A 20,132-nucleotide genomic window follows, 5' to 3' on the forward strand; every position below is an offset into this window, starting at 1 on the left:
GCAGGGACAGTCGGTCCTCATGAACCTGGACCTGGACCACCGGCTCGTCGCCGCGCTCAGGGCCTACGGCACGGACCCGCGGGTGGCCGGCCCGGCGCGCGCCCTGTCCCGGGCGGGCGAGCACGGGGCGCTGTGGCTCGCGGCCGGGCTCACCGCAGCCGCCGTGGACGGCGCCCGGCGCGGCGCCTGGCTACGCGGCACCGCGCTCGTGGCGGGCGCACACGTCGCCGGCACAGGGGTGAAGCAGATCGTGCGCCGCCCCCGTCCGGCACACGTGGAGCCGCTCGTCCGCACCGCGGGCCGGCACTCCTTCCCCAGCTCGCACGCGGCCTCGTCGGCCGCCGCGGCCGTCGCCGTCGGCACCCTCGGCGCGCTGGGCGTACGCGGGCGCCGCGTGGTCCGGCCGCTGGCCGCGGCCGTGTGCCTGTCCCGGCTGGTGGCCGGCGTCCACTACCCCTCGGACGTGGCGGCGGGCGTGGCCCTGGGCGCCCTCACCGCCCGGCTCGGCGCCGACTGGATGAGGGGAGCCGCCGCCCGTGACTGACACCGCGGTACTGCACCGGCGCGGCGTCCACGGGGGACCGCCCGCCCCGCCCCGCCGCGGCGGAATCCTGACCGGCCTGCTCAGGACCGCACGCCCCCGGCAGTGGGTCAAGAACGTCCTGGTCGTCGCAGCCCCGGCCGCCGCCGGCCAGCTCTTCACCCGGCACGCGCTGACCCAGACCGCCCTGGTCCTCGTGCTGTTCACCGCCTGCGCCGCCGCCGTCTACCTGGTCAACGACGCCCGCGACGCCGCCGCCGACCGCGCCCATCCGGTCAAGCGGCACCGCCCCGTGGCCGCCGGCCAGGTCCCGGTACCCGTCGCCTACGCCGCCGGTGCCGTCCTGGGCATGCTCGCGCCCGCCGCCGCGGCCCTGCTGTGCACGCCCTCCGTCGCCGCCCTGCTGGCTGCCTACCTGGTCATGCAACTGGCCTACTGCGTCAGCCTCAAGCACGTCCTCGTCGTCGACCTGGCCGTGGTCACCACCGGCTTCCTGATGCGGGCGGCGGCCGGCGGACTGGCCCTCGGCATCCCGCTGTCGCGCTGGTTCCTCATCACCACCGGCTTCGGGGCGCTGTTCATGGTGGCGGCCAAGCGGTACTCCGAGGCCGTCCAGCTGGCCGGGACCGCGGGCGCCACCCGGGCGCTGCTCACCGAGTACACCACCGGCTATCTGCGCTTCGTGTGGCAGCTCGCGGCCGGTGCCGCGGTCCTCGGCTACTGCCTGTGGGCCCTGGAGGCGGGCGGCGTCCCGCACACCGGCCTGCTGCCCTGGCGCCAGCTGTCCATGGTGGCGTTCATCCTCGCCGTCCTGCGCTACGCCGTCTTCGCCGACCGCGGCACCGCCGGCGAACCCGAGGACGTCGTGCTGCGCGACCCGGCGCTCGCCGTGATCGGCGCCGTCTGGGCGGCCATGTACGCGCTGGCGGTGGCCAATTGGTAGCCGACCGGCGGCGCGAGCTGCTCGGGTTCGCCGCCGCCGGCCTCCTCGCCTACGCCGTCGACCTCGCCCTGTTCAGCTGGCTGCGCGGACCGGCCGGCGTCGACCCGCTCACCGCCAAGGCGGTGTCCTTCGCCGCCGGCTGCTCGGTGGCGTACGCCGGCAACGCGCTCGGCCCCTACCGGCACGCCCGCCCCCGTGGACTGCGGCCGTACGCCGCCTTCTGCGCGGTCAACGCCGCCGGGGCCGCCGTCCAGCTGCTCTGCCTGGCCGTCAGCCACTACGGCCTCGGCCTCACCTCGCAGCGTGCCGACACCGTCTCCGGTGCCGGGGTGGGCATGGCGCTGGCCACCCTGCTGCGCTTCTGGGGCACCCGCACCCTGGTGTTCCGTACCGCCGGAGCCGACCGGCGCGGCACGCCATGGACCGGGCGGACAGCGGGCAGGGTCGGTACATGGACTGGCTGAAGAAGCTTCCCGTCGTGGGGCCGTGGGCGGCTCGGCTGATGGAGACGCACGCATGGCGGTCGTACGAGCGCCTGGACCGGGTGAAGTGGACACGGCTGGCCGCCGCGATGACCTTCACCAGTTTCGTGGCGCTCTTCCCGTTGCTCACGCTGGCCGCCGCGGTCGCCGCCGCCACGCTCAGCACGGAGCAGCAGAACGAGATCCAGGACAAGATCGCCCAGCAGGTGCCCGGCATCTCCGACCAGCTGAACATCCAGGACCTGGTGCAGAACGCGGGCACCGTCGGTCTGATCGCCGGCGTGCTGCTGCTGTTCACCGGCATGGGCTGGATCGAGGCGACCCGGGGCTGTCTGCGGGCCGTCTGGGAGCTGCCCGACCCGGAGGAGAGCCCGCTGCTGACCCGGGCCAAGGACGTCGGCGTCCTGGTCGGCCTCGGCGGCGCGCTGCTGATCACCATCGGCATCTCCACCGTGGCCTCCGCCCTGGTCGGCTGGATCATCCGGCAACTCGGCATGGACAGCGGCGGTGTCGGCGGAGTCCTGCTCTACATCGGCGCGTTCGCCGTCGCCGTACTGGCCGACTTCCTGGTCCTGCTGTACGTCCTCGGTGTGCTGCCAGGCGCCGAGCCGCCCCGCCGCCGGCTGGTGGTCGGCGCGCTCATCGGCGCCGTCGGCTTCGAACTGCTCAAGCTGCTGCTCAGCGGCTATATGCAGGGCGTCGCCACCAGGAGCATGTACGGCGCCTTCGGGGTGCCCATCGCCCTGCTGCTGTGGATCAACTTCACCAGCAAACTCGTGCTGTACTGCGCCGCCTGGACGGCCACCGACGGGGCGGGCACGGCCGACCGGGCCGACGGCGCCGGACCCGACCCCGGCCCGGGCCCCGAGCCGGAGCCGGAGGAGAACCCGGGGCAGGAGCCGGAGGAGAAGCCGGAGCCGGAGGTCAGGAACGATCGCGGCGACGGACCAGATCGGGCAGCGGCCAGCGGCGGTTGACCAGGAACGCGCCCCCCGCCAGCAGCACCAGCACCCCTCCGGTGATCGCCAGCGCGATTCCCAGGCCGCCGGAGCCGTCCCCGGCCCGGGCACCCGCGACCGGCTCGGTCCCGGCCGCTCCCTCGGCGGGCCCGCCGCCCGCCTCACCGGAGCCGCCGGTACCCGCCGAGCCGCTCGCACCCGGCGACGCGCCGGGCTGCGCGGCGCTCCTCGGCGCCACCAGCTCGCCCACCGGCTCGACCTTGCCCGCCGCCTGGAAACCCCAGTCGAACAGGCGGGCGGTCTCCTTGTAGACCTCGTTGTGCTCGTCCTTCTCCGGGTTCATCACGGTGACGAGCAGCACCTTGCCGCCCCGCTCGGCGACACCGGTGAAGGTGGCGCCCGCGTTGGTGGTGCTGCCGTTCTTCACCCCGGCGATGCCCTGGTAGACGTCCACGTCCGAGTCGCCGGTGAGCAGCCGGTTGGTGTTCTGTATCTCGAAGGAACCGCGGGTCGGCTTGCCCTTCTTGTCCTTCGTCGTCCTGCCGGGGAACTTGGCGCGGACCGTCGAGCAGTAGTCGCGGAAGTCCTTCTTCTGCAGCCCCGAGCGGGCGAACAGGGTCAGGTCGTACGCGGAGGAGACCTGGCCGGGCGCGTCGTAGCCGTCCGGGCTCTTCACCACGGTGTCCAGCGCCTGCAGTTCCTCGGCGTGCTCGTTCATGTCCTCGACGGTGCCCTCCAGACCGCCCTCGTTCATCGCGGACAGCACGTGCACGGCGTCGTTGCCGGAGCGCAGGAACACGCCGAGCCACAGGTCGCGGACGGTGTAGGTCTCGTTCTCCTTGATGCCGACCATGCTGGAGCCGGAGCCGACGCCCGCCAGATCGGACGGGGCGACCTGGTGGGTCTGCGTGGCGGGGAACTTCGGCAGCAGCGTGTCGGCGAACAGCATCTTCAGCGTGCTCGCCGGTGCCAGCCGCCAGTGCGCGTTGTGCGCGGCCAGCACCTCGCCGGACTCGGCGTCGGCGACTATCCAGGAACGGGCGGTCACGTCCTTCGGCAGCACCGGCACGCCGGCCGCCAGATCGACCTGGGTGCCCGGCTGCCCGAGCCGCGCACCGCCGACCGTGGACATCTTCGCCGGGGGAGTGGCGGACGGCGTCGCGGAGGGGCTCGGAGCCGCGTGCGCGAGCGGCGCGGTCAGCGCGAGCGACGAGACGGTGGTCAGGGCGGCGGTGGTCACCAGCAGGGTTCGTCTGATGGTCTTCTTGGCAGCGGGCACGACGCAGAACGTACCTCCCGGCCGCCGACCCGTCCGCACCCCCTCCCCACCCCGCACACGGATCCGGACACCCGGCGGCGATACTGGCTCCGTACCGTGCCGACCCGGGGGACGGCCCCCGGACCCCCGGCCGGCCTCGGGCCCCCGGCGCTGCAACGAAAGGTTGGTACTTGTGAGGCTGAGCCGACCCGTCTCCTGGTTCCTGCTCGCCTTCGGGGTGTGGAGCTGGGTCATCTGGATCACTTTCGTCAGGAACCTGGCCGAGGACAACAGCGGGCTCGCCTTCGAGGACGGCGACCCCACGGCGTACTTCTGGGTGCATCTGACGCTGGCCGTCGTCTCCTTCGTATTGGGGACGGTCATCGGGGTCATCGGGTTGCGCGGTCTGCGCGCACTGCGCCGGAAGTCATAGCCGGACCGACCGCGGACGCCACGGGCGCCGCGGACGTCACAACTGAGGGGATACGACGGCATGGTGGTCGTCTTCGGGCTCGTCGCGCTGGCGGTGCTGGGCGTCCTGGTGGCGGGGAACTGGTACCTGTGGCGCCGGCTGTTCCGCGACACGACCCGTGGACCGGGCTGGGTGCGCCGGGCCGGCGCGGTGCTGATCGCCGGGGGCTGGGTGCTGACGATCGGCGCCCTCGTCGCCGAGCGCGCGGGCGCGCCCTTCGGGCTGCAGCAGGCGCTGGCCTGGCCGGGCTTCCTGTGGCTGGCCCTGGCGCTCTATCTGCTCCTGGCCGTGCTGGCGGGGGAGCTGGTACGGCCGCTGCTGCGGCGCCTCCTGGAACGCCGGGCCGCCGCACGCACGCCGGTGCCCGCCGCCCCGGACCGGGACCCGGCCCGGGACGAGGCGCCCGCGCGTATACCGGCGGGCACGGCACCGGCGAGGACTCCGGAGGGGGAGCGGCCCGCCGCTCCGGAGCCGCCGGCCTCCGCCGGAGCGCCCGCCGCCGAGCCCGCGGCTCCCGGCTCGACGCCCGGTTCCACCGTGTCCGGGGCCGCCGTGTCCGGGGCGGTGCCGTCCGGGGCGGTGCCGTCCGGGGCCGTGCCGTCCGGGGCCGTGCCGTCCGGCGGGGTGCCGCCGGACCGTTCCCTCGCCGTCCCCTCCCGCCGTCTCTTCGTCTCCCGGGTGGTCGGCGGCGCCGCCGCCGCGGCGGCCCTCGGGACCGTGGGTCACGGGACGTACGGCGTACTGCGCGGCCCGCGGGTGAAGCGGGTCACCGTGCCGCTGGCCAGGCTGCCGCGCGCGGCGCACGGCTACCGCATCGCGGTGGTCAGCGACGTCCACCTCGGCCCGGTGCTGGGCCGCGGCTTCGCCCAGAAGGTCGTCGACACCATCAACGGCACCCGGCCCGACCTGATCGCGGTCGTCGGCGACCTGGTGGACGGCAGCGTGCAGGACCTCGGCCCGGCCGCGGCACCGCTCGCGCAGCTCCAGGCCCGGCACGGCAGCTACTTCGTCACCGGCAACCACGAGTACTTCTCCGGCGCCGGGCAGTGGATCGAGGAGGTACGCCGGCTGGGCCTGCTCCCGCTGGAGAACGCCCGCACGGAACTGCCCCACTTCGACCTCGCCGGTGTCAACGACGTGGCGGGCGAGACCGAGGGCCAGGGCCCCGACTTCGCCCGCGCCCTCGGCGACCGGGACCGCGCCCGCGCCTGTGTGCTGCTCGCCCACCAGCCGGTGCAGATCCACGAGGCCGTCGACCACGGCGTCGACCTCCAGCTCTCCGGCCACACCCACGGCGGGCAGCTCTGGCCCGGCAACCTGATCGCCGGCGCCGCCAATCCGACCCTCGCCGGTCTGGAGCGCTACGGCGACACCCAGCTCTACGTCAGCCGGGGCGCCGGAGCCTGGGGCCCGCCCACGCGCGTGGGCGCCCCCTCCGACATCACGGTGATCGAACTGGCCTCACGCCAGGCCTGAGCCGGGTCCTGAGGCCGGGCCTGCCGCCGGGCCCGGCGCCGGGTCTCAGTGGCCGTTGCCGGACTTCCGGGCGGGATCCGGCAGCGCCCGTGTCATTCCCGGCAGGAAGTCGGTGAACAGCTCGTGCACGTCCCGCACCAGCGGGCGCAGCACCCGGAACCGGGCCAGCGCCACACCCCGGGCGGTGAGCCGGGCGCCGCGCTCGGCCAGCCGGTAGCTTCGCTCGCGGCCCTCGGTCCGGTCGAAGATCCAGTACAGCACGAGTCCCATCTGGGCGAGCCACATCAGCTCGGGCAGGATCTCCCGCAGATCCTCGGGCACCCTGGTCTTCGCACCGGCCAGCACGGCCCGGTGCACGCTGACGGCCTCGTTGCGCGCGTGCTCGGACTCCGGGGAGAACGGGCTGAGCGGGCTGTCCGGGTCGGCGGCGTTCTTGAAGAACTGCACGGCGAACTCGTGGTACGGGGTGGCGATGTCCAGCCACACCTTCAGCACGCCCCCCAGCCGCGCCTCCAGGTCGGTCTCCCGGGCCAGCACCTCGCGGATCGCCGCCTGGTGCTCGGCGGCGATCCGGTCGTAGAAGCCCTGGATCAGATGCTCCTTGCCGGCGAAGTAGTAGTAGGCGTTGCCGACGGAGACCCCGGCCTCCTGGGCGATGGCCCGCATCGTCGTCCGGTCGTAACCGCGCTCCTGGAACAGCCGCATGGCCGTCTCCAGGATCAGCGCGCGGGTCTGCTCGGACTTGCTGGGTGCGGCCCCCTCGCCGGGGCCTTCGTTCGTCGCAGGCACGGGAGTGAGCCTAGCCAGTGGCGCAGGCGCCGCTGTCACAGCCCGGGGCGGCACAGGTCCAGCCGATGCGCGGGTCGTAGCGCCAGCCGTCGGCCCGGCGGTGGGTCTTGCCGCCGGGCCGGCCACCGCCGCGCCACTTGGCGGCGGCCAGCACCGCGCCCCTGGCCAGCACCGCCCCGGACGGGGTGCTCAGCCTGTGGGCGAGCGGGCGGTGCGCGCGCAGCGCCCACAGGGTGACGATCCAGGCCTGCGGGCCCCGGTAGACCTGGCCGGAGTCGCCGACGACGGTGATCTCGTCGAGGGTGGCGCCGTGGTCCAGGCCGGGGAAGCGCCGCAGGGCCTCCGCCGAGCCGGCCGGCACCGTCTCCAGCGGGACGAGCTGCGGCTGGCGCAGCAGCCAGTCCCGTACGAAGGCGCACAGCGAGCACTCGGCGTCGTAGAGGACGGTGAGCCGGCGCACGGGGGCGCCGGCCGCCGCGGTCGCGGGAGCCATCGGCTCAGCCACCGGCCGTCGGGGCGACCCAGCCCTGCGGGGGCACCGGGGGAGTCTGCTCCCGCTCCATGACCCCGCGCCGCCGGATCCGGTTGAGCACGTACACGTTGCTCAGGTGCATCACGCCGAGGACCAGCAGCACCACGCCCAGCTTGGTGGACAGGGCCTCGAAGATCCCGCGGGTGTCGGCGATGGTCTCGTCGTCGCTCAGGTAGAGCGCGACGAAGCCGAGGTTCACCAGGTAGAAGCCGACCACCAGCAGGTGGTTCACGGCGTCCGCGAGCTTCTCGTTGCCGTGCAGCACATCGGCGAGGAACACCCGCCCGTTGCGGCTGAGCGTGCGGGCCACCCAGACGGTCAGACCGACGCTGACCAGCAGGTAGATGACGTAGGCGATGACGGTGCGGTCCATACCCCACCCCTTCTTGAACGCGTTCAAAACGCTGACAGGGAAGACTCTAGCCCTGCTTTTGAACGTGTTCAATCCGGAGGTGTGAGGCCTGCGTCACGGCCGCCGGCCGAGTGCCGGGCGCTTGGTGTAGTCGGTGAGCCCGAGGACGTTGCCCCAGGGGTCGGCGAACTCCACGGTCCAGCCGGTGGCGCCGGGGAAGGGGTCGTCGAGGGGGGCGATGTCCGCCGCGCGCAGGGCCTCGGCGGCGATCCGGGCGTCCGGCACCTCCAGCCAGACGCGGGCGCAGGGCCACAGGGGCGGGCGGGGTCCGAACCCCTCCTCGGCCCGCAGCAGTACGCCGGGTGTCTCGCCCCCGGCCTTCAGCAGCGCGATCCCGGCCTCGTCGAGCCGGAACGCCACCGGGAACCCGGCGCGCTCGTAGAAGCCGACGGCCTCGCCGAGATCCCCGACCGGCAGCAGTACGTTGTCGAACCCGAGCAGTTCGTACGACTCGTCATCTGACATGCCGTCAGAGTAAGAGGATCATCGCCCGGGACCGGTGAGGTCGGGCCTCGTCGGCGGCCTGCTTACGCCGTCCGGCCGCAAGAACCGCGGTGACGTCCAGCGTGACCTCCGCACCGGGCGAGCCGGGGAGTGCGACCGAGCTCGCCGGGGGAGCGGACGCGGTGGGCGGCGTGGTCGCCGCCGTCCGGGTCGGTGAGGACGTGCAGGCGACCGCGCTTGCGGCCGACGCTTCTCGATCAGGTGCTCGTCGACGTCGGCGTCCACCACCGCGAGGTCGGGGATGGCGTAGTCCTCGTCCTCGGTGGGCAGCCCCCGCGAGGCCCTTCCCCGCCGCTTCACCCGATGGTGTGGCATATGCCAGAGGGCCCCGTCTCCAGCGGAGACGGGGCCCTCGACGGCGGGGATGCCTCAGTACCGGCGCGTGATCAGCGCCCGCTTCACCTCGGCGATCGCCTTGGTGACCTCGATACCGCGCGGACAGGCGTCCGTGCAGTTGAAGGTGGTGCGGCAGCGCCAGACGCCGTCCTTGTCGTTCAGGATCTCCAGCCGCTGCTCCCCGGCCTCGTCACGCGAGTCGAAGATGAAGCGGTGGGCGTTGACGATGGCGGCCGGGCCGAAGTACTGGCCGTCGTTCCAGAACACCGGGCAGGACGACGTGCACGCCGCGCACAGGATGCACTTGGTCGTGTCGTCGAACCGCTCGCGGTCCTCCGACGACTGCAGCCGCTCGCGCGTCGGCTCGTTGGTGTCCTTGGTGATCAGGAACGGCATCACGTCCCGGTACGCCTGGAAGAACGGCTCCATGTCCACGACCAGGTCCTTGAGGACCGTCAGGCCCTTGATGGCCTCGATCGTGATCGGCTTCTCGGGGTTGATGTCCTTGATCAGCGTCTTGCAGGCGAGCCGGTTCTTGCCGTTGATCCGCATCGCGTCCGACCCGCAGATGCCGTGCGCGCAGGAGCGGCGGAAGGTCAGCGTGCCGTCCAGATCCCACTTGATCTTGTGGAGGCCGTCGAGGACGCGCTCCTTCGGGTCGAGCTCGATCCGGAAGTCCTCCCAGGTAGCCTCGGCCGACACCTCCGGGTTGAACCGCCGGACGCGGAACGTGACGGTGATGTAGGGGGACGCCGCCGACTGAGCGTCGGCCTCCGCCTTGTCCATAACGGGGGTTGCCATCAGTACTTACGCTCCATCGGCTGGTAGCGGGTCTGGACGACCGGCTTGTAGTCGAGACGGACGGTCTCGGAGCCGTCGGCGCCCACCTCGCGGTACGCCATGGTGTGGCGCATGAAGTTGACGTCGTCGCGGTTCGGGTAGTCCTCGCGGTAGTGACCGCCGCGCGACTCCTTGCGGGCCAGTGCCGAGACCGCCATGACCTCGGCCAGGTCGAGCAGGTTGCCCAGCTCGACGGCCTCCAGCAGGTCGGTGTTGAACCGCTTGCCCTTGTCCTGGATCGCCACGTTCTTGTACCGCGCGCGCAGCTCGGCGATCTTCTCGACCGCGGTCTTGATCGTCTGCTCGGTGCGGAACACCATCACGTTGGCGTCCATCGTCTCCTGCAGCTCGCGCCGCAGCTCCGCCACCCGCTCGTTGCCGGTGGCGCTGCGCAGCCGCTCGATCTGCTCGACGACCAGGGACTCCGGGTCCTCGGGCAGTTCGACGAAGTCCGCCTGCCGGGCGTACTCCGCCGCCGCGATACCGGCCCGCTTGCCGAACACGTTGATGTCGAGCAGCGAGTTGGTGCCCAGCCGGTTGGCGCCGTGCACGGACACGCAGGCGACCTCGCCGGCGGCGTACAGGCCGGGCACGACGGTGGTGTTGTCGGCCAGCACCTCGCCCTCGACGTTGGTCGGGATGCCGCCCATCGCGTAGTGCGCGGTCGGCTGGATCGGGATCGGGTCGGTGTAGGGCTCGATGCCGAGGTAGGTCCGCGCGAACTCGGTGATGTCCGGCAGCTTGGCGTCCAGCTGCTCCGGCGGCAGGTGGGTCAGGTCCAGGAAGACGTGGTCGCCCTCGGGACCGCAGCCGCGGCCCTCGCGGATCTCCGTGTAGATGGAGCGGGAGACCACGTCGCGGGAGGCGAGGTCCTTCATCACCGGCGCGTACTTCTCCATGAAGCGCTCGCCGTCCTTGTTGCGGAGGATGCCGCCCTCACCGCGGGCGCCCTCCGTCAGGAGGATGCCCATGCGCCAGATGCCGGTCGGGTGGAACTGGAAGAACTCCATGTCCTCCAGCGGCAGCCCGCGCCGGTACACCGCCGCCTGGCCGTCGCCGGTCAGCGTGTGCGCGTTCGAGGAGACCTTGAAGAACTTGCCGCAGCCGCCCGAGGCGTAGATCACGGACTTCGCCTGGAAGACGTGGATCTCACCGGTGGCCAGGTCGTAGGCGACCACACCGGCCGACCTCTTGACGCCGTCGACCTCGGTGATCAGCTGGTCCAGGACGTAGAACTCGTTGAAGAACTCCACGCCCTCCTTGACGCAGTTCTGGTACAGCGTCTGGAGGATCATGTGACCGGTGCGGTCCGCGGCGTAGCAGGACCGGCGGACCGGGGCCTCGCCGTGGTTGCGGGAGTGACCGCCGAAGCGGCGCTGGTCGATGGTGCCGTTCGGGGTCCGGTTGAACGGCAGGCCCATCTTCTCCAGGTCGAGGACGGAGTCGATGGCCTCCTTCGCCAGGATCTCAGCGGCGTCCTGGTCGACCAGGTAGTCACCGCCCTTGACCGTGTCGAAGGTGTGCCACTCCCAGTTGTCCTCCTCCACGTTGGCCAGCGCGGCGGCCATGCCGCCCTGCGCGGCGCCCGTGTGGGAGCGGGTGGGGTAGAGCTTCGTCAGGACGGCCGTGCGGCTGCGCTTGGTCGCCTCGATGGCGGCCCGCATACCGGCGCCACCGGCGCCGACGATGACGGTGTCGTACTTGTGTACCTTCATGATTCTCGCAGCCCCGTGCCTAGCGGATGTTCGGGTCGAAGGTGAAGATCACCAGCGTGCCCAGCAGGATGGTGAACACCGTGGCGGTGTACAGCAGGCCCTTGAGCCACAGCCGCGTGTTCGGGCGCTCGGCGTAGTCGTTGATGACCGTGCGCAGGCCGTTGGCGCCGTGCAGCATCGCCAGCCACAGCATCAGCAGGTCCCAGACCTGCCAGAACGGGGAGGCCCAGCGGCCGGCCACGAAGGCGAAGCCGATCTTGGAGACACCGCCGTCCAGCACCAGCTGGATGAGCAGGTGGCCGATGACCAGGACGACCAGCACCACGCCGGACAGGCGCATGAACAGCCAGGCGGCCATCTCGAAGTTGCCGCGCGCCGACCTCGGTGTCTTCTTGGTCCGCTTGCGCGGGGGCTCGATCACCGGCGCCGGGTTGTCCACGGAGTAGACGGAGGCGCCCTCGCCCTCTACGGGGCCGATGCCCGGGGCGGCGGTTTCAGTGGTGGACATGCGCGTCAGCTCCCGAACACTTCACGAGCGGCGTGGCCGAGCACGGGGTAGATCGCCCCGAGCATCAGCACGACCCACAGACCGACGACGGACCAGAGCATCTGCTTCTGGTACCGCGCGCCCTTGACCCAGAAATCGACGGCGATGACACGCAGGCCGTTGAGCGCATGGAAGAGAATGGCGGCGACGAGGCCGTACTCCAGCACTGCGACGATCGGCGTCTTGTAGGTGGCCACGACCTCGTCGTAGGCCTCGGGGGACACACGGACGAGTGCGGTGTCCAGCACGTGAACGAACAGGAAGAAGAAGATGAGGACGCCGGTGACTCGGTGAGCCACCCAGGACCACATTCCTTCCCGGCCGCGGTACAGCGTTCCAGCCGGCACGGAAGTTTCCTCCGGGAGCGGGGATTGGGGCCGCGCCGGCTTCTCTGTCGGTCGGGCCCGGCCGGGTACGGTCCACCGGCCCCCAGCATCGTAGCCAGCCGCTGCCGCGAGGCAGACGGGGGGCCTGCCGGTGTGATCAAACTGGCACGCGGATGGGTGAGGGCGGGATGTTTTCGGGGGGTTTAGAACCCCGGGCCCCTGAGGGTGCTCCTCAGCCGTCCCTTGGCCAGGCGCCGGAGCTGTTCCGCCGCCACCTCCCGCTCGTCCTCCGGATCGTTCGTCAATCGTGACCGGATGCCTTCGAGGACGTGGTCGAGGGTCTCGGCCGCGGGGAGGCCGTCGAGGCAGATGACGAACACATGGCCGAATCTGGCCTCGTACGCCGCGTGTGCCGCGCGCAGGGCCGTGTGGGCCGCCGAGTAGGTGTCCTCGGGGAGGGCCGGCAGCGGCTCCGACGTCAGGGCCTCGGTGAGGTCCTCCCGGGTCAGGTCGTACGCCGCCTCGTCGGCCGCCGCGAGCAGGGCGGCGAGGTCCGGGTAGGGGCGGTGGGCGGCGATGCGGTGGGCCCAGCGCAGGCTGGGCAGACAGGTGAGGAGGGTGTGGACGGCGTTGTCGTGGCCCGCGGTGTTGAAGCGGTCCAGTGCGGACGGTACGGGCGGTTCGGACGGCTTGGGCGGGGCGTCCGGGGCGGTACGGGTTTGCACCGGCACCGGTATGGCGACTCGGCCGGGGAGATCGGGAAGTCGGTGCGCAGGCAGCGTGGGTCCTCGTGGGCGTCACGTGGGTGTCGGCAGGGGATCTTGTGAGGGCTGTGGTGTCACGTTATCGAGTGAGGGCATGACATGGCCGACCGATGCCCGGAATTCACCCTAACGGGAGAGTTTCGGAGCGGATCGTGGACGCCGCTCGTCGCGCGCGGCCGTAGGTTGGCAGGGTGAGCCAGCACGGGCGCCGGACCCCGGCGCGGAAGGTGAGGCAGCGGGCGGTCGTCGCCGGCGCGGCCGTGGTCGCGCTCGGTGCGGGCGTCGGCGTCTGGGCGACCGGCGGCGCCGGCGGCGACGGCGGATCCGTGGGGGCGCCCACCACCACCTCGCCCGGAGCCACCCCGAGCCCCAGCCGCTCCTACCCGCTCTCCGAGCAGCCGCGCACCATACCCGCGGTGCGCGAGCACACCCCCGCCCGCGGTCCGGGCTGGCAGCCCGAGCAGGGCCACCGCGTGGTCGTGGCCGATGCCGGGCTCGCCGACGAAGGGCGCCTGATCGCCGGTGAGCTGGGGCTGTCGTACGCGGGTGAGCGGGACGACGAGCGTCCTGGGGACGTACGGCTGGAGATGGACGAGGCCGGCGCCGCCGGCGCGAACCCGCAGTCGTACACCCTGACCGTCCGCGACGGGCGCGTCACCATCGCCGCACCGGCCGACGCGGGCGTCTTCTACGGCACCCGCACCCTCAAGCAGGCCGTGCACGACGGCGGCACCGCACCCGAGGGCGTCGTCGAGGACGAACCGGCCAAACCCCGCCGCGGACTCATGCTGGACATCGCCCGCAAGCACTACTCCGCCGACTGGATCAAGGACCGGATACGCGAGCTGGGCGACCTGAAGTTCAACGAACTGGGCCTGCACTTCTCCGACGACCAGGGCTTCCGCATCGAGTCCGAGTCGCACCCCGAGGTCGTCTCCCGGGAGCATCTGACCAAGGCGCAGGTCGAGGAGATCGTCGACCTCGCCGCCGAACGGCACATCGAGGTCGTCCCCGAGATCGACTCGCCCGGACACCTCGGCGCCGTCCTCGCCGCCCACCCCGACCTGCAGCTGCGCAACGCCCAGGGCACGCCGACCCGCGGCGCCATCGACATCTCCCGGGTCGGGGCCGCCGAGATCGTCGACGACCTGCTGGACGAGTACGCCGGCCTCTTCCCCGGCTCCCAGTGGCACCTCGGCGGCGACGAGTACCAGGCGCTGACCGTCTCCGACCCGCAGGCCTCCTACCCCGGGCTGGCCGCCGCCGCACGCGAGCGGTACGGCGCCGGCGCGACCGTCGCCGACCTCGCCACCGGCTGGCTCAACGACCGGGCCGCCACCGTCCGCGCCCACGACCGCGCACCCCGCGCCTGGAACGACGGCTTCTTCCGCGACACCTCCGTACAGCCCGCCGAGGACATCCGGGTCGCCTACTGGACCGGCAAGGAGATCGGCGCCCGGCAGCCGGTGGAGTACCTCCGCGCCGGCCGCGAGGTCGTCAACTACAACGACGAGTTCCTCTACTACGTGCTCGGCGAACCGCAGACCTTCGTCTACCCGACCGGGCAGCGCATCTACGAGCAGTGGACCCCGCGGGTGCTGCGCGGCACCCAGCCGGTCCCGGCCGAGTACGACGACCGGATCGTGGGCGGCACCTTCGCCGTGTGGGGCGACATCGCGAGCGCCCAGACCCCGGCCCAGGTCGCGGCCGGCATCCGGCTGCCGCTGGCCGCCACGGTCCAGAAACTGTGGGACCCTGCCCCGCCGGAACTGTCCTGGGCCGAGTTCCGGGCGCTGGCGGACCGCCTGGGCTGACCTTCTGCCGCGGTTCCCGCACCGTGGGCGAATTGCCGGATACGGCTGCGAAGGCCCGTACGGCTGTGGTGGTGTGAGGACGATCCGAACGCCACACCGGGGGGAGCCGCCGCACCATGGGCTACTGGGGGTACTTCGTCGTGGGCCGCGCCGAGCGGCCGATTCCGGAGCTGGACGCGCTGTCGGGCGCACAGGGCATGACCCTGCGGACCTCCGCACCCGGCGGCTGGCAGGTCTGGGAGTACCCGGGCGGCGACGGCGACGTCGGCAACATGAACGACCTGGCCGCGCAGACCGGCGCACCCGCGCTCTTCGGGTACGTCATGGACAGCGACTGCGTGGTCCTGGAGGCCGCGGGGCCGCGCAGCGGGGCGTGGACCACCTGCCTGGCGCGGGCCGCGATGGCCGGCTACCTGGGCGCCGAGAAGGAGGGGCTCACCCTGGAGGACTACTTCCTCCAGCCGCACGACGCCGCCGACCGGGCCGTCGACTGGGCCGCCGAGGCCGGACACACCGCCGACGCGGCGGAGCTCCTGGACGTGCTCACGGCCGACCCCGGCCCACCGGACCCGTTGGCCGAAAACCTCTTCTTCCGCTTCCTCGACCGGCTGGGTGTGGTGCCCCTGTGACACTCCGGAGCCGTTGCACGCAGTAAGGGGAGGTGCGGGTTCCGTGGCTGCGAGCGGCCGAAACGGCACGAACAGGGAGACATGCATGAGCCTGGTGGAACTGATCGCGCAGGCCGACGAGCGCGGACTGGCCGCGAGCGGACTGGCCTGTCTTGATCGGTGCGTACCCCTGCTGGGCGGTGACGACGAGGTGCTGCGCCCGCTGTGGGGCAGCCTCGCGGCCGACGGCGGCGACCGGACCTGGAAGGTACTGCTCGACGAGGTGCGCGGCAGCCTCGACGGCACCGAGGAGTCCGGCGACGAGGCCGCGAGCCTCGCCCGGCGCATGCTGTCCGCCGCGCCGGACGCCTGGGGCGACGCCGAGATACGAGTGTGGGCCGACGCCTGCTCCGTCGCCTCCCTCCAGATCCACCGGCTCCTCGACCCCGCCGAGGACACCACCCCGCTCGACGAGCGCAGGACCGGCGGCACCCAGGACATGTCCCCGCTCGTCTCCGCCGAACTGCGCCGCCAGGTCACCGTGCTGGAACTGCTCGCCGGACACGGCGCCGGCGGGCTGCGCAGCGCCCTGGAGGTGACCACCGAGGGCCGCCGGGTGCTGCGCGCGGTGGTCTCGCGCAGGGCGCGCGGCCTGGGCTGACCGGGAAACTGTGACCGTCGTGCGGTGGACCCGCGGTGGCGGTGCGGCGGTCCTGCGAGCGTTGCGGAAAACCCCCGGATCCGGGTGACGAAACCCCGCCCCGCAGCGCTCTTCCAGGTGTGACGACTTATGCGACGACGGATGCGACGGCCGTCCCTGCGGCCAGGCCGCCGGCGGCCACCAAGCCCGTGCGATGGGCGTCGGACACGGTGGCCATGATGCGCGAGGGCGCCCGGCTGCACCTCGACTACTCGGCGCAGAGCCTGTGGCGCGTCGACCGGATGATCGACGACATACGGTCCGAACGGCCGCCCTCGGAGGCGGTGCAGCTGGTGCTGCGCGGCTTCGGGGCGTACGCGGGCGAGGTGATCGCGCGTCACACCGGCGCCGAGTGGTGGGCCACCGGTGGCGACCACTGGGTGCGTACCCCCGACGGCCGCCTCTTCGACCCCGTCGACGAGGCCCGCCGCTGCTACGCCGGCCACGGCTCCCTGCGGCTGCTGTGCCGGGACGCGATGAGCGGGGCGCCCTCCCGGTACTGAGACCCGCGGGGACGCGGCCACGCCGGAACTTGGCGCAGTACGTGCTGTCCCCCTCACTCGTGTGTGGGGCATGCTCGGGCAGACTCGGACCGTGCCGGATTGGGGAGAGGTGGCAGCATGAAGCGTCCCGGTGCGACAGGCCCGGCCAGGGGACCAGGAAAGATCGCCGCGGCGCTGAGCCTGACGGCCCTGCTGGCGAGCTCACTCGTGGTGTCGGCCGCGTCGTCCGCGCAGGCCGACGACGACTACTGCGGTCACCGGGTCCAGGGCGAGATCGAGCGGCGGTACATCGCCATGGGCGGCCCCGGAGGGGCTCTGGGCTGTCCCCTCACGGAGGAGTTGGTCAACCCCGACGGAGTCGGCCGACGCACACAGTTCCAGAACGGAACCATCTACTGGTCCCCACGCAGCGGCGCCTGGCCGGTCTGGGGAGACATCGGCAGGTACTGGTGCAACCAGGGATGCGAGGCCGGATGGATCGGTTACCCGACCTCCTACGAGTACGCCGCGGGTGAGGAGATCCGGCAGAACTTCCAGTGCACGGTGATCCACTTCCAGGCTCTGTCCGGAGGAACCACGAGGACCTGGTCGGACGGGAACACTTGCGTCTGACGCGGGTGGGCCACTTGGCAATCGACGGTGCTTCCGTACTCGAACAGACCGTCCGCCGGGGCCGTCCTCGCCGCGGTCCCCGCTCTCGCCCCCTACCCGAGGCCCGCGGTCGTCCCCGCTCCGACGCCGGGGACACCAGGAGCCCGGGACAGCTCCGTCGCCGGGCCGGTGCTCCGGCCGGCGCATGAACCGTGGCCGCACTGCTCCGTGCCGGACGATCAGGAGCCGTCCGGGCTGCCGCCCGTGGCCATGATCCCGGTGGTGCAGGTCTGGCGCAGGGATGCGCCGGAGACCGGTGGCCGGACGACGCCGAGGTGTTCCAACTGCTGCGGTGCCCCAACGTGCACGAGGGTCCGCCGGCTCCGCACGCGGACGACAACCCGGTCGTGGAGATCCGCTGGTGGCGGGCGGCCGACCTCCCGCAGGGGCCCTCTGCCGCACCGGAGCCGGTGCGGCAGGAGGAGGACGACTTCGGCTTCTCGCCCCTGCCGTGCCTGCTGACCCCGGTGCCGCTGACCGACTTCCCCTACCCGGGCGAACTGCCGGACGACCTTGCGGACGACGTGCGACGACTGGTCGAGGAGACCTCCGGCGACGACCGGGCGACGTCATCACACACATGGCGGGATGCCAGTTCGGCGGCTGTCCCACCTGGCATCTCACCGAACCGTGGGATTTCCGCTGCGGTAGGTGCGACCTTCCCATGCGACCCCGGTTCACCGTGGCCGGTGATCACACCACAGGCATCACCGTGGGCAGGTGGGGGGACCTCCGGGTGTTCAGCTGCCCAGCGGACATCCGGCACGGTTACGAGACACCTCAGGCGTTTAACTCGTCAAGTTGGTGGGCTCGTTGTTCGAGTGTGTGTCGGTAGCATCATGGACATGCCCGATGTGTGGATCGGTCTCAGCGAGGCTGAGCAGAGGAGAAACTGGTGGTGGACCGGTTTCCTGACGCTGGTCTTTGCCAGTGGGGCGGTAGCGGTCGGCCTGGCCGAGTTGACATCAGCCCGATGGTGGTGGGTTGGTGGCTTCGGTGTTGTGTGGTTGACCTCGGTTTTCTACATGATCAACCGTGGATACGGTCGGACGCGCCTGACTGCGGATGGCATGGAATTCCGCACCTTCGTGAGCCGGCGCTCGGTTCCCTGGAGCGAGATCACCCGAATCGAGAAGCGACAGCACCTCACGCGTAGTGGGTCCTGGTGGGACCTGCGGGCCGTACGGGGCCGTGGGCGTTCGCTTACGATTCCCGGGGCCTTCACCAACCGGATGTGGGATGCCGAGTTTGAGCGGAAGTTGTCCGTCATCCAAGAGCGTTGGTCGCGCGCGATCGGCGGCTGACGGCACTCATGCCGCGTGAGCGGCGGTGGCTGTGGGGAACGCGACGATTTCGTCGAAGTGGGTCCCGTGTTGGAGGCAGTGGTAGAGCTGTCCGATCATGCGGTTGAAGAGGTTCCTCTGAGCCGCAGAGTGCCAGTCCCCGCAGTCGCGCCGCCGCCGGTAGTGCACCTTGGCCCCCGGCGAGCGAGTCATGGCGGCGAAGGCCCAGAGGTAGCCGGCGTGGTTGAGCCGGTCGTTCTTCACCCATCGCCGGGAGACGCTCGACTTCTTCCCAGAGGCTCTGGTGATCGGCGAGGAGCCTGCGTATGCCTTCAGGCCGCGGGCGTCGGCAAAGCGATTGCGGTCGTCACCGATCTCCGCAAGCACCCGGGCGCCGAGCTGGACCCCGAGGCCGGGGAAGCTGAGGATGATGTCAGCGTCCGGGTGCTGAGGGAAACTCGCTTCGACCGCCCCGGCGAGGTCGTCGGCAGCCGTGCAAGCCGCCTCCAGTTGCACCAGGAGGGCGAGCATCTGCTTGCCGAGGGCTTCTTCGACCGGTGGCGAGTGGTGGGCCCACTCGGCCCGGAAGATCCCACGGATACGGTCCGCCTCGGTGGCGACGCTCCGTTCACGGCCAGCGCGCTTCAGCGCGGCCTGCAGCTGCATGCGCGTGAGCCGTGCAGCCTGCGTCGGCGTGGCGGCCACCCTCAGGATCTCCCGTGCTTCCCGTCGGCAGAGACCGTTCCTCCAAGGCTCGAAGGCGGCCAGCGCTGCAGGGTAGTACTCGCGCAGAAGGGAGCGGAGCTGGTTGGAGATCTGCTGACGGTTCCACGTCGCATCCTGCTGGGCGCGTGCGAGCACGGCGATCGCTTGGCTGAGTTCGCTGTCGTCAGGCAAGGGGCGGTGAGCGTGCATGTCCGTGCGCAGGATGTTGGCCAGCACGAGGGCATCGCCGGGGTCGGACTTCTTGCGCGACACGCTGTGCCTGTCGCGGTAGCGAGCAGCGGCCATCGGGTTGATCGCGAAGACTTTGCGCTTCCCGGTCCGCAGCACCGCCACCAGCAGGCCGCGCGAGGTCTCGATGGCCACCGGGATAGGCGCTTGCTCGGTGTCGCCGTGCTCGGCCAGCAGATCAAGCAAGGTGCGGTAGCCGACGGCATCGTCGGTGATGCGCAGCTTCGCGAGTAGCTGGCCGCTGTCGTCGACCAGGGCGATGTCGTGATGCCGCTCGGCCCAGTCGATTCCGCAGTAGATCAGGTCTTCCTTCCCCATGACGTGGTTGTGTTGGTCACGAGCACATGCGGGCCACGCAGCGACCTAATTCCAGGACTCCGCCGTACGGCTGGTCCGCCACCTCAGTAGCTGTTCGTGGCACCAGCTCGCCTCACGGGCCTCGGTCTTGACAGGAGCTCAAGGGCTCTGGCTTCACAAGAGGTCACCGTGCGGCGGGCTCGCACCACCAACTCCAACGAGTCATCAAGTGGCGGGTGTTGACGCCTGGAGGCGCCGGGCGGCGAGCGATCTTCCTATCAGCCCTCACAAGGGACGCGTGAACCAAAGTCGTCCGCCCGACGCCCGCGGGCGCCAACACCCGCCAAACCGTGGTGTGCTCCGAGGACACCGGGCGCCACCGGTCTCGTAAGAGGGCATGCGAGTGCCTGGTCGACGTGAGATGTC

At 71.6% G+C, this 20,132-nt stretch carries 24 protein-coding genes; 12 read left to right on the forward strand and 12 right to left on the reverse strand.

Annotation, left to right across the window (positions count from 1 at the left end; genetic code table 11):
• Nucleotides 1–19: 19 nt before the first annotated feature.
• Genes V5O46_RS25105 through V5O46_RS25120 form a run of 4 tightly spaced genes read left to right on the forward strand, consistent with a single transcriptional unit; the run spans nt 20 to nt 2,943 of the window.
• Entirely contained in the window at nt 20–544 is a 525-nt protein-coding gene (locus tag V5O46_RS25105; RefSeq protein WP_332886959.1) for a phosphatase PAP2 family protein, read from the forward strand.
• Complete coding sequence (locus V5O46_RS25110) at nt 537–1,484, forward strand: decaprenyl-phosphate phosphoribosyltransferase (protein ID WP_332886960.1); 948 nt, start codon at nt 537–539, stop codon at nt 1,482–1,484. The genes V5O46_RS25105 and V5O46_RS25110 overlap by 8 nt, the downstream gene beginning before the upstream one ends.
• A complete protein-coding gene (locus tag V5O46_RS25115; RefSeq protein WP_332886961.1) occupies nt 1,478–1,948 on the forward strand; it encodes a GtrA family protein in 471 nt (156 codons plus the stop codon). Before V5O46_RS25110 ends, V5O46_RS25115 begins: the two co-directional genes overlap by 7 nt.
• On the forward strand, nt 1,936–2,943 hold the full coding sequence (locus V5O46_RS25120; RefSeq protein WP_332886962.1) for a YihY/virulence factor BrkB family protein: 1,008 nt from the start codon (nt 1,936–1,938) through the stop codon (nt 2,941–2,943). The genes V5O46_RS25115 and V5O46_RS25120 overlap by 13 nt, the downstream gene beginning before the upstream one ends.
• Here V5O46_RS25120 and V5O46_RS25125 read toward each other — a convergent pair.
• Nucleotides 2,891–4,204 carry a D-alanyl-D-alanine carboxypeptidase family protein gene (locus tag V5O46_RS25125; RefSeq protein ID WP_332886963.1) on the reverse strand — a complete coding sequence of 438 codons (1,314 nt, stop codon included), beginning with the start codon at nt 4,202–4,204 and terminating at the stop codon, nt 2,891–2,893. The two genes, V5O46_RS25120 and V5O46_RS25125, sit on opposite strands and share 53 nt — an antisense overlap.
• A 172-nt stretch (nt 4,205–4,376) precedes the next feature.
• On the opposite strand from V5O46_RS25125, the gene V5O46_RS25130 reads away from it, so the two are divergent.
• Together V5O46_RS25130 and V5O46_RS25135 are read left to right on the forward strand one after the other, a co-directional pair.
• Complete coding sequence (locus tag V5O46_RS25130; protein ID WP_332886964.1) at nt 4,377–4,616, forward strand: SCO4848 family membrane protein; 240 nt, start codon at nt 4,377–4,379, stop codon at nt 4,614–4,616.
• Between the two features lie 60 nt (nt 4,617–4,676).
• On the forward strand, nt 4,677–6,131 hold the full coding sequence (locus V5O46_RS25135; protein ID WP_332886965.1) for a metallophosphoesterase: 1,455 nt from the start codon (nt 4,677–4,679) through the stop codon (nt 6,129–6,131).
• A gap of 45 nt (nt 6,132–6,176) precedes the next feature.
• Here the strand turns inward: V5O46_RS25135 and V5O46_RS25140 are convergent, their stop codons facing one another.
• The 9 genes from V5O46_RS25140 to V5O46_RS25185 all read right to left on the reverse strand — a co-directional run bounded on the left by V5O46_RS25140 (nt 6,177) and on the right by V5O46_RS25185 (nt 12,863).
• The gene (locus V5O46_RS25140) at nt 6,177–6,920 is read right to left on the reverse strand and encodes a TetR family transcriptional regulator (RefSeq protein ID WP_332886966.1); all 744 of its coding nucleotides are present in this window, start codon (nt 6,918–6,920) and stop codon (nt 6,177–6,179) included.
• A gap of 10 nt (nt 6,921–6,930) precedes the next feature.
• Nucleotides 6,931–7,413, reverse strand: a complete 483-nt coding sequence (locus V5O46_RS25145) for a thiol-disulfide oxidoreductase DCC family protein (RefSeq protein ID WP_332886967.1) — start codon at nt 7,411–7,413, stop codon at nt 6,931–6,933.
• Nucleotides 7,414–7,417: 4 nt separating this feature from the next.
• Nucleotides 7,418–7,825 (reverse strand): hypothetical protein, encoded by a 408-nt coding sequence (locus V5O46_RS25150; RefSeq protein ID WP_332886968.1) that lies wholly within the window; start codon nt 7,823–7,825, stop codon nt 7,418–7,420.
• Between the two features lie 93 nt (nt 7,826–7,918).
• Nucleotides 7,919–8,329 carry a VOC family protein gene (locus V5O46_RS25155; RefSeq protein WP_332886969.1) on the reverse strand — a complete coding sequence of 137 codons (411 nt, stop codon included), beginning with the start codon at nt 8,327–8,329 and terminating at the stop codon, nt 7,919–7,921.
• Nucleotides 8,330–8,737: 408 nt separating this feature from the next.
• Entirely contained in the window at nt 8,738–9,505 is a 768-nt protein-coding gene (locus tag V5O46_RS25165) for a succinate dehydrogenase iron-sulfur subunit (protein ID WP_332886970.1), read from the reverse strand.
• The gene (gene sdhA / locus V5O46_RS25170; protein ID WP_332886971.1) at nt 9,505–11,259 is read right to left on the reverse strand and encodes a succinate dehydrogenase flavoprotein subunit; all 1,755 of its coding nucleotides are present in this window, start codon (nt 11,257–11,259) and stop codon (nt 9,505–9,507) included. The genes V5O46_RS25165 and sdhA overlap by 1 nt, the downstream gene beginning before the upstream one ends.
• 19 nt (nt 11,260–11,278) lie before the next feature.
• The gene (locus V5O46_RS25175) at nt 11,279–11,767 is read right to left on the reverse strand and encodes a succinate dehydrogenase hydrophobic membrane anchor subunit (protein ID WP_332886972.1); all 489 of its coding nucleotides are present in this window, start codon (nt 11,765–11,767) and stop codon (nt 11,279–11,281) included.
• A 5-nt stretch (nt 11,768–11,772) separates the two neighbouring features.
• Nucleotides 11,773–12,153 (reverse strand): succinate dehydrogenase, cytochrome b556 subunit, encoded by a 381-nt coding sequence (gene sdhC, locus V5O46_RS25180; protein ID WP_332886973.1) that lies wholly within the window; start codon nt 12,151–12,153, stop codon nt 11,773–11,775.
• A gap of 182 nt (nt 12,154–12,335) precedes the next feature.
• A complete protein-coding gene (locus tag V5O46_RS25185) occupies nt 12,336–12,863 on the reverse strand; it encodes a 2-oxo-4-hydroxy-4-carboxy-5-ureidoimidazoline decarboxylase (RefSeq protein WP_332886974.1) in 528 nt (175 codons plus the stop codon).
• Nucleotides 12,864–13,087: 224 nt separating this feature from the next.
• On the opposite strand from V5O46_RS25185, the gene V5O46_RS25190 reads away from it, so the two are divergent.
• The 5 genes from V5O46_RS25190 to V5O46_RS25210 all read left to right on the forward strand — a co-directional run bounded on the left by V5O46_RS25190 (nt 13,088) and on the right by V5O46_RS25210 (nt 17,133).
• Nucleotides 13,088–14,710, forward strand: a complete 1,623-nt coding sequence (locus tag V5O46_RS25190) for a beta-N-acetylhexosaminidase (RefSeq protein ID WP_408649052.1) — start codon at nt 13,088–13,090, stop codon at nt 14,708–14,710.
• A gap of 116 nt (nt 14,711–14,826) precedes the next feature.
• Nucleotides 14,827–15,339, forward strand: coding sequence for a hypothetical protein (locus tag V5O46_RS25195; protein WP_332886975.1), 513 nt, complete (start codon nt 14,827–14,829; stop codon nt 15,337–15,339).
• A gap of 85 nt (nt 15,340–15,424) precedes the next feature.
• Nucleotides 15,425–15,979 carry a hypothetical protein gene (locus tag V5O46_RS25200; protein ID WP_332886976.1) on the forward strand — a complete coding sequence of 185 codons (555 nt, stop codon included), beginning with the start codon at nt 15,425–15,427 and terminating at the stop codon, nt 15,977–15,979.
• Nucleotides 15,980–16,194: 215 nt separating this feature from the next.
• Nucleotides 16,195–16,521 (forward strand): hypothetical protein, encoded by a 327-nt coding sequence (locus tag V5O46_RS25205; RefSeq protein ID WP_332887008.1) that lies wholly within the window; start codon nt 16,195–16,197, stop codon nt 16,519–16,521.
• A 117-nt stretch (nt 16,522–16,638) separates the two neighbouring features.
• On the forward strand, nt 16,639–17,133 hold the full coding sequence (locus tag V5O46_RS25210) for an LGFP repeat-containing protein (protein ID WP_332886977.1): 495 nt from the start codon (nt 16,639–16,641) through the stop codon (nt 17,131–17,133).
• Nucleotides 17,134–17,351: 218 nt separating this feature from the next.
• On the opposite strand, the gene V5O46_RS25215 is transcribed toward V5O46_RS25210, so the two are convergent.
• Nucleotides 17,352–17,480, reverse strand: a complete 129-nt coding sequence (locus V5O46_RS25215) for a hypothetical protein (protein WP_332886978.1) — start codon at nt 17,478–17,480, stop codon at nt 17,352–17,354.
• A 537-nt stretch (nt 17,481–18,017) separates the two neighbouring features.
• On the opposite strand from V5O46_RS25215, the gene V5O46_RS25220 reads away from it, so the two are divergent.
• Nucleotides 18,018–18,476, forward strand: a complete 459-nt coding sequence (locus tag V5O46_RS25220) for a PH domain-containing protein (RefSeq protein WP_332886979.1) — start codon at nt 18,018–18,020, stop codon at nt 18,474–18,476.
• A gap of 6 nt (nt 18,477–18,482) precedes the next feature.
• Here the strand turns inward: V5O46_RS25220 and V5O46_RS25225 are convergent, their stop codons facing one another.
• Nucleotides 18,483–19,727 (reverse strand): IS110 family RNA-guided transposase, encoded by a 1,245-nt coding sequence (locus V5O46_RS25225; RefSeq protein WP_332886980.1) that lies wholly within the window; start codon nt 19,725–19,727, stop codon nt 18,483–18,485.
• Nucleotides 19,728–20,132: the final 405 nt, after the last annotated feature.

This window comes from Streptomyces poriticola (assembly GCF_036689765.1).
GTDB classification, from domain to species: domain Bacteria; phylum Actinomycetota; class Actinomycetes; order Streptomycetales; family Streptomycetaceae; genus Streptomyces; species Streptomyces poriticola.

What these genes read in the sequence shown, in the direction of transcription:
- V5O46_RS25105 (WP_332886959.1), top strand. Translation starts at nt 20, where the DNA reads ATGAACCTGGACCTGGACCACCGGCTCGTCGCCGCGCTCAGGGCCTAC.
- V5O46_RS25175 (WP_332886972.1), bottom strand. Translation starts at nt 11,767, where the DNA reads ATGTCCACCACTGAAACCGCCGCCCCGGGCATCGGCCCCGTAGAGGGC.
- V5O46_RS25145 (WP_332886967.1), bottom strand. Translation starts at nt 7,413, where the DNA reads ATGGCTCCCGCGACCGCGGCGGCCGGCGCCCCCGTGCGCCGGCTCACC.
- V5O46_RS25195 (WP_332886975.1), top strand. Translation starts at nt 14,827, where the DNA reads ATGGGCTACTGGGGGTACTTCGTCGTGGGCCGCGCCGAGCGGCCGATT.
- V5O46_RS25220 (WP_332886979.1), top strand. Translation starts at nt 18,018, where the DNA reads ATGCCCGATGTGTGGATCGGTCTCAGCGAGGCTGAGCAGAGGAGAAAC.
- V5O46_RS25165 (WP_332886970.1), bottom strand. Translation starts at nt 9,505, where the DNA reads ATGGCAACCCCCGTTATGGACAAGGCGGAGGCCGACGCTCAGTCGGCG.
- sdhA (WP_332886971.1), bottom strand. Translation starts at nt 11,259, where the DNA reads ATGAAGGTACACAAGTACGACACCGTCATCGTCGGCGCCGGTGGCGCC.
- V5O46_RS25210 (WP_332886977.1), top strand. Translation starts at nt 16,639, where the DNA reads ATGAAGCGTCCCGGTGCGACAGGCCCGGCCAGGGGACCAGGAAAGATC.
- V5O46_RS25120 (WP_332886962.1), top strand. Translation starts at nt 1,936, where the DNA reads ATGGACTGGCTGAAGAAGCTTCCCGTCGTGGGGCCGTGGGCGGCTCGG.
- V5O46_RS25205 (WP_332887008.1), top strand. Translation starts at nt 16,195, where the DNA reads ATGATGCGCGAGGGCGCCCGGCTGCACCTCGACTACTCGGCGCAGAGC.
- V5O46_RS25225 (WP_332886980.1), bottom strand. Translation starts at nt 19,727, where the DNA reads ATGGGGAAGGAAGACCTGATCTACTGCGGAATCGACTGGGCCGAGCGG.
- V5O46_RS25155 (WP_332886969.1), bottom strand. Translation starts at nt 8,329, where the DNA reads ATGTCAGATGACGAGTCGTACGAACTGCTCGGGTTCGACAACGTACTG.
- V5O46_RS25150 (WP_332886968.1), bottom strand. Translation starts at nt 7,825, where the DNA reads ATGGACCGCACCGTCATCGCCTACGTCATCTACCTGCTGGTCAGCGTC.
- V5O46_RS25200 (WP_332886976.1), top strand. Translation starts at nt 15,425, where the DNA reads ATGAGCCTGGTGGAACTGATCGCGCAGGCCGACGAGCGCGGACTGGCC.
- V5O46_RS25135 (WP_332886965.1), top strand. Translation starts at nt 4,677, where the DNA reads ATGGTGGTCGTCTTCGGGCTCGTCGCGCTGGCGGTGCTGGGCGTCCTG.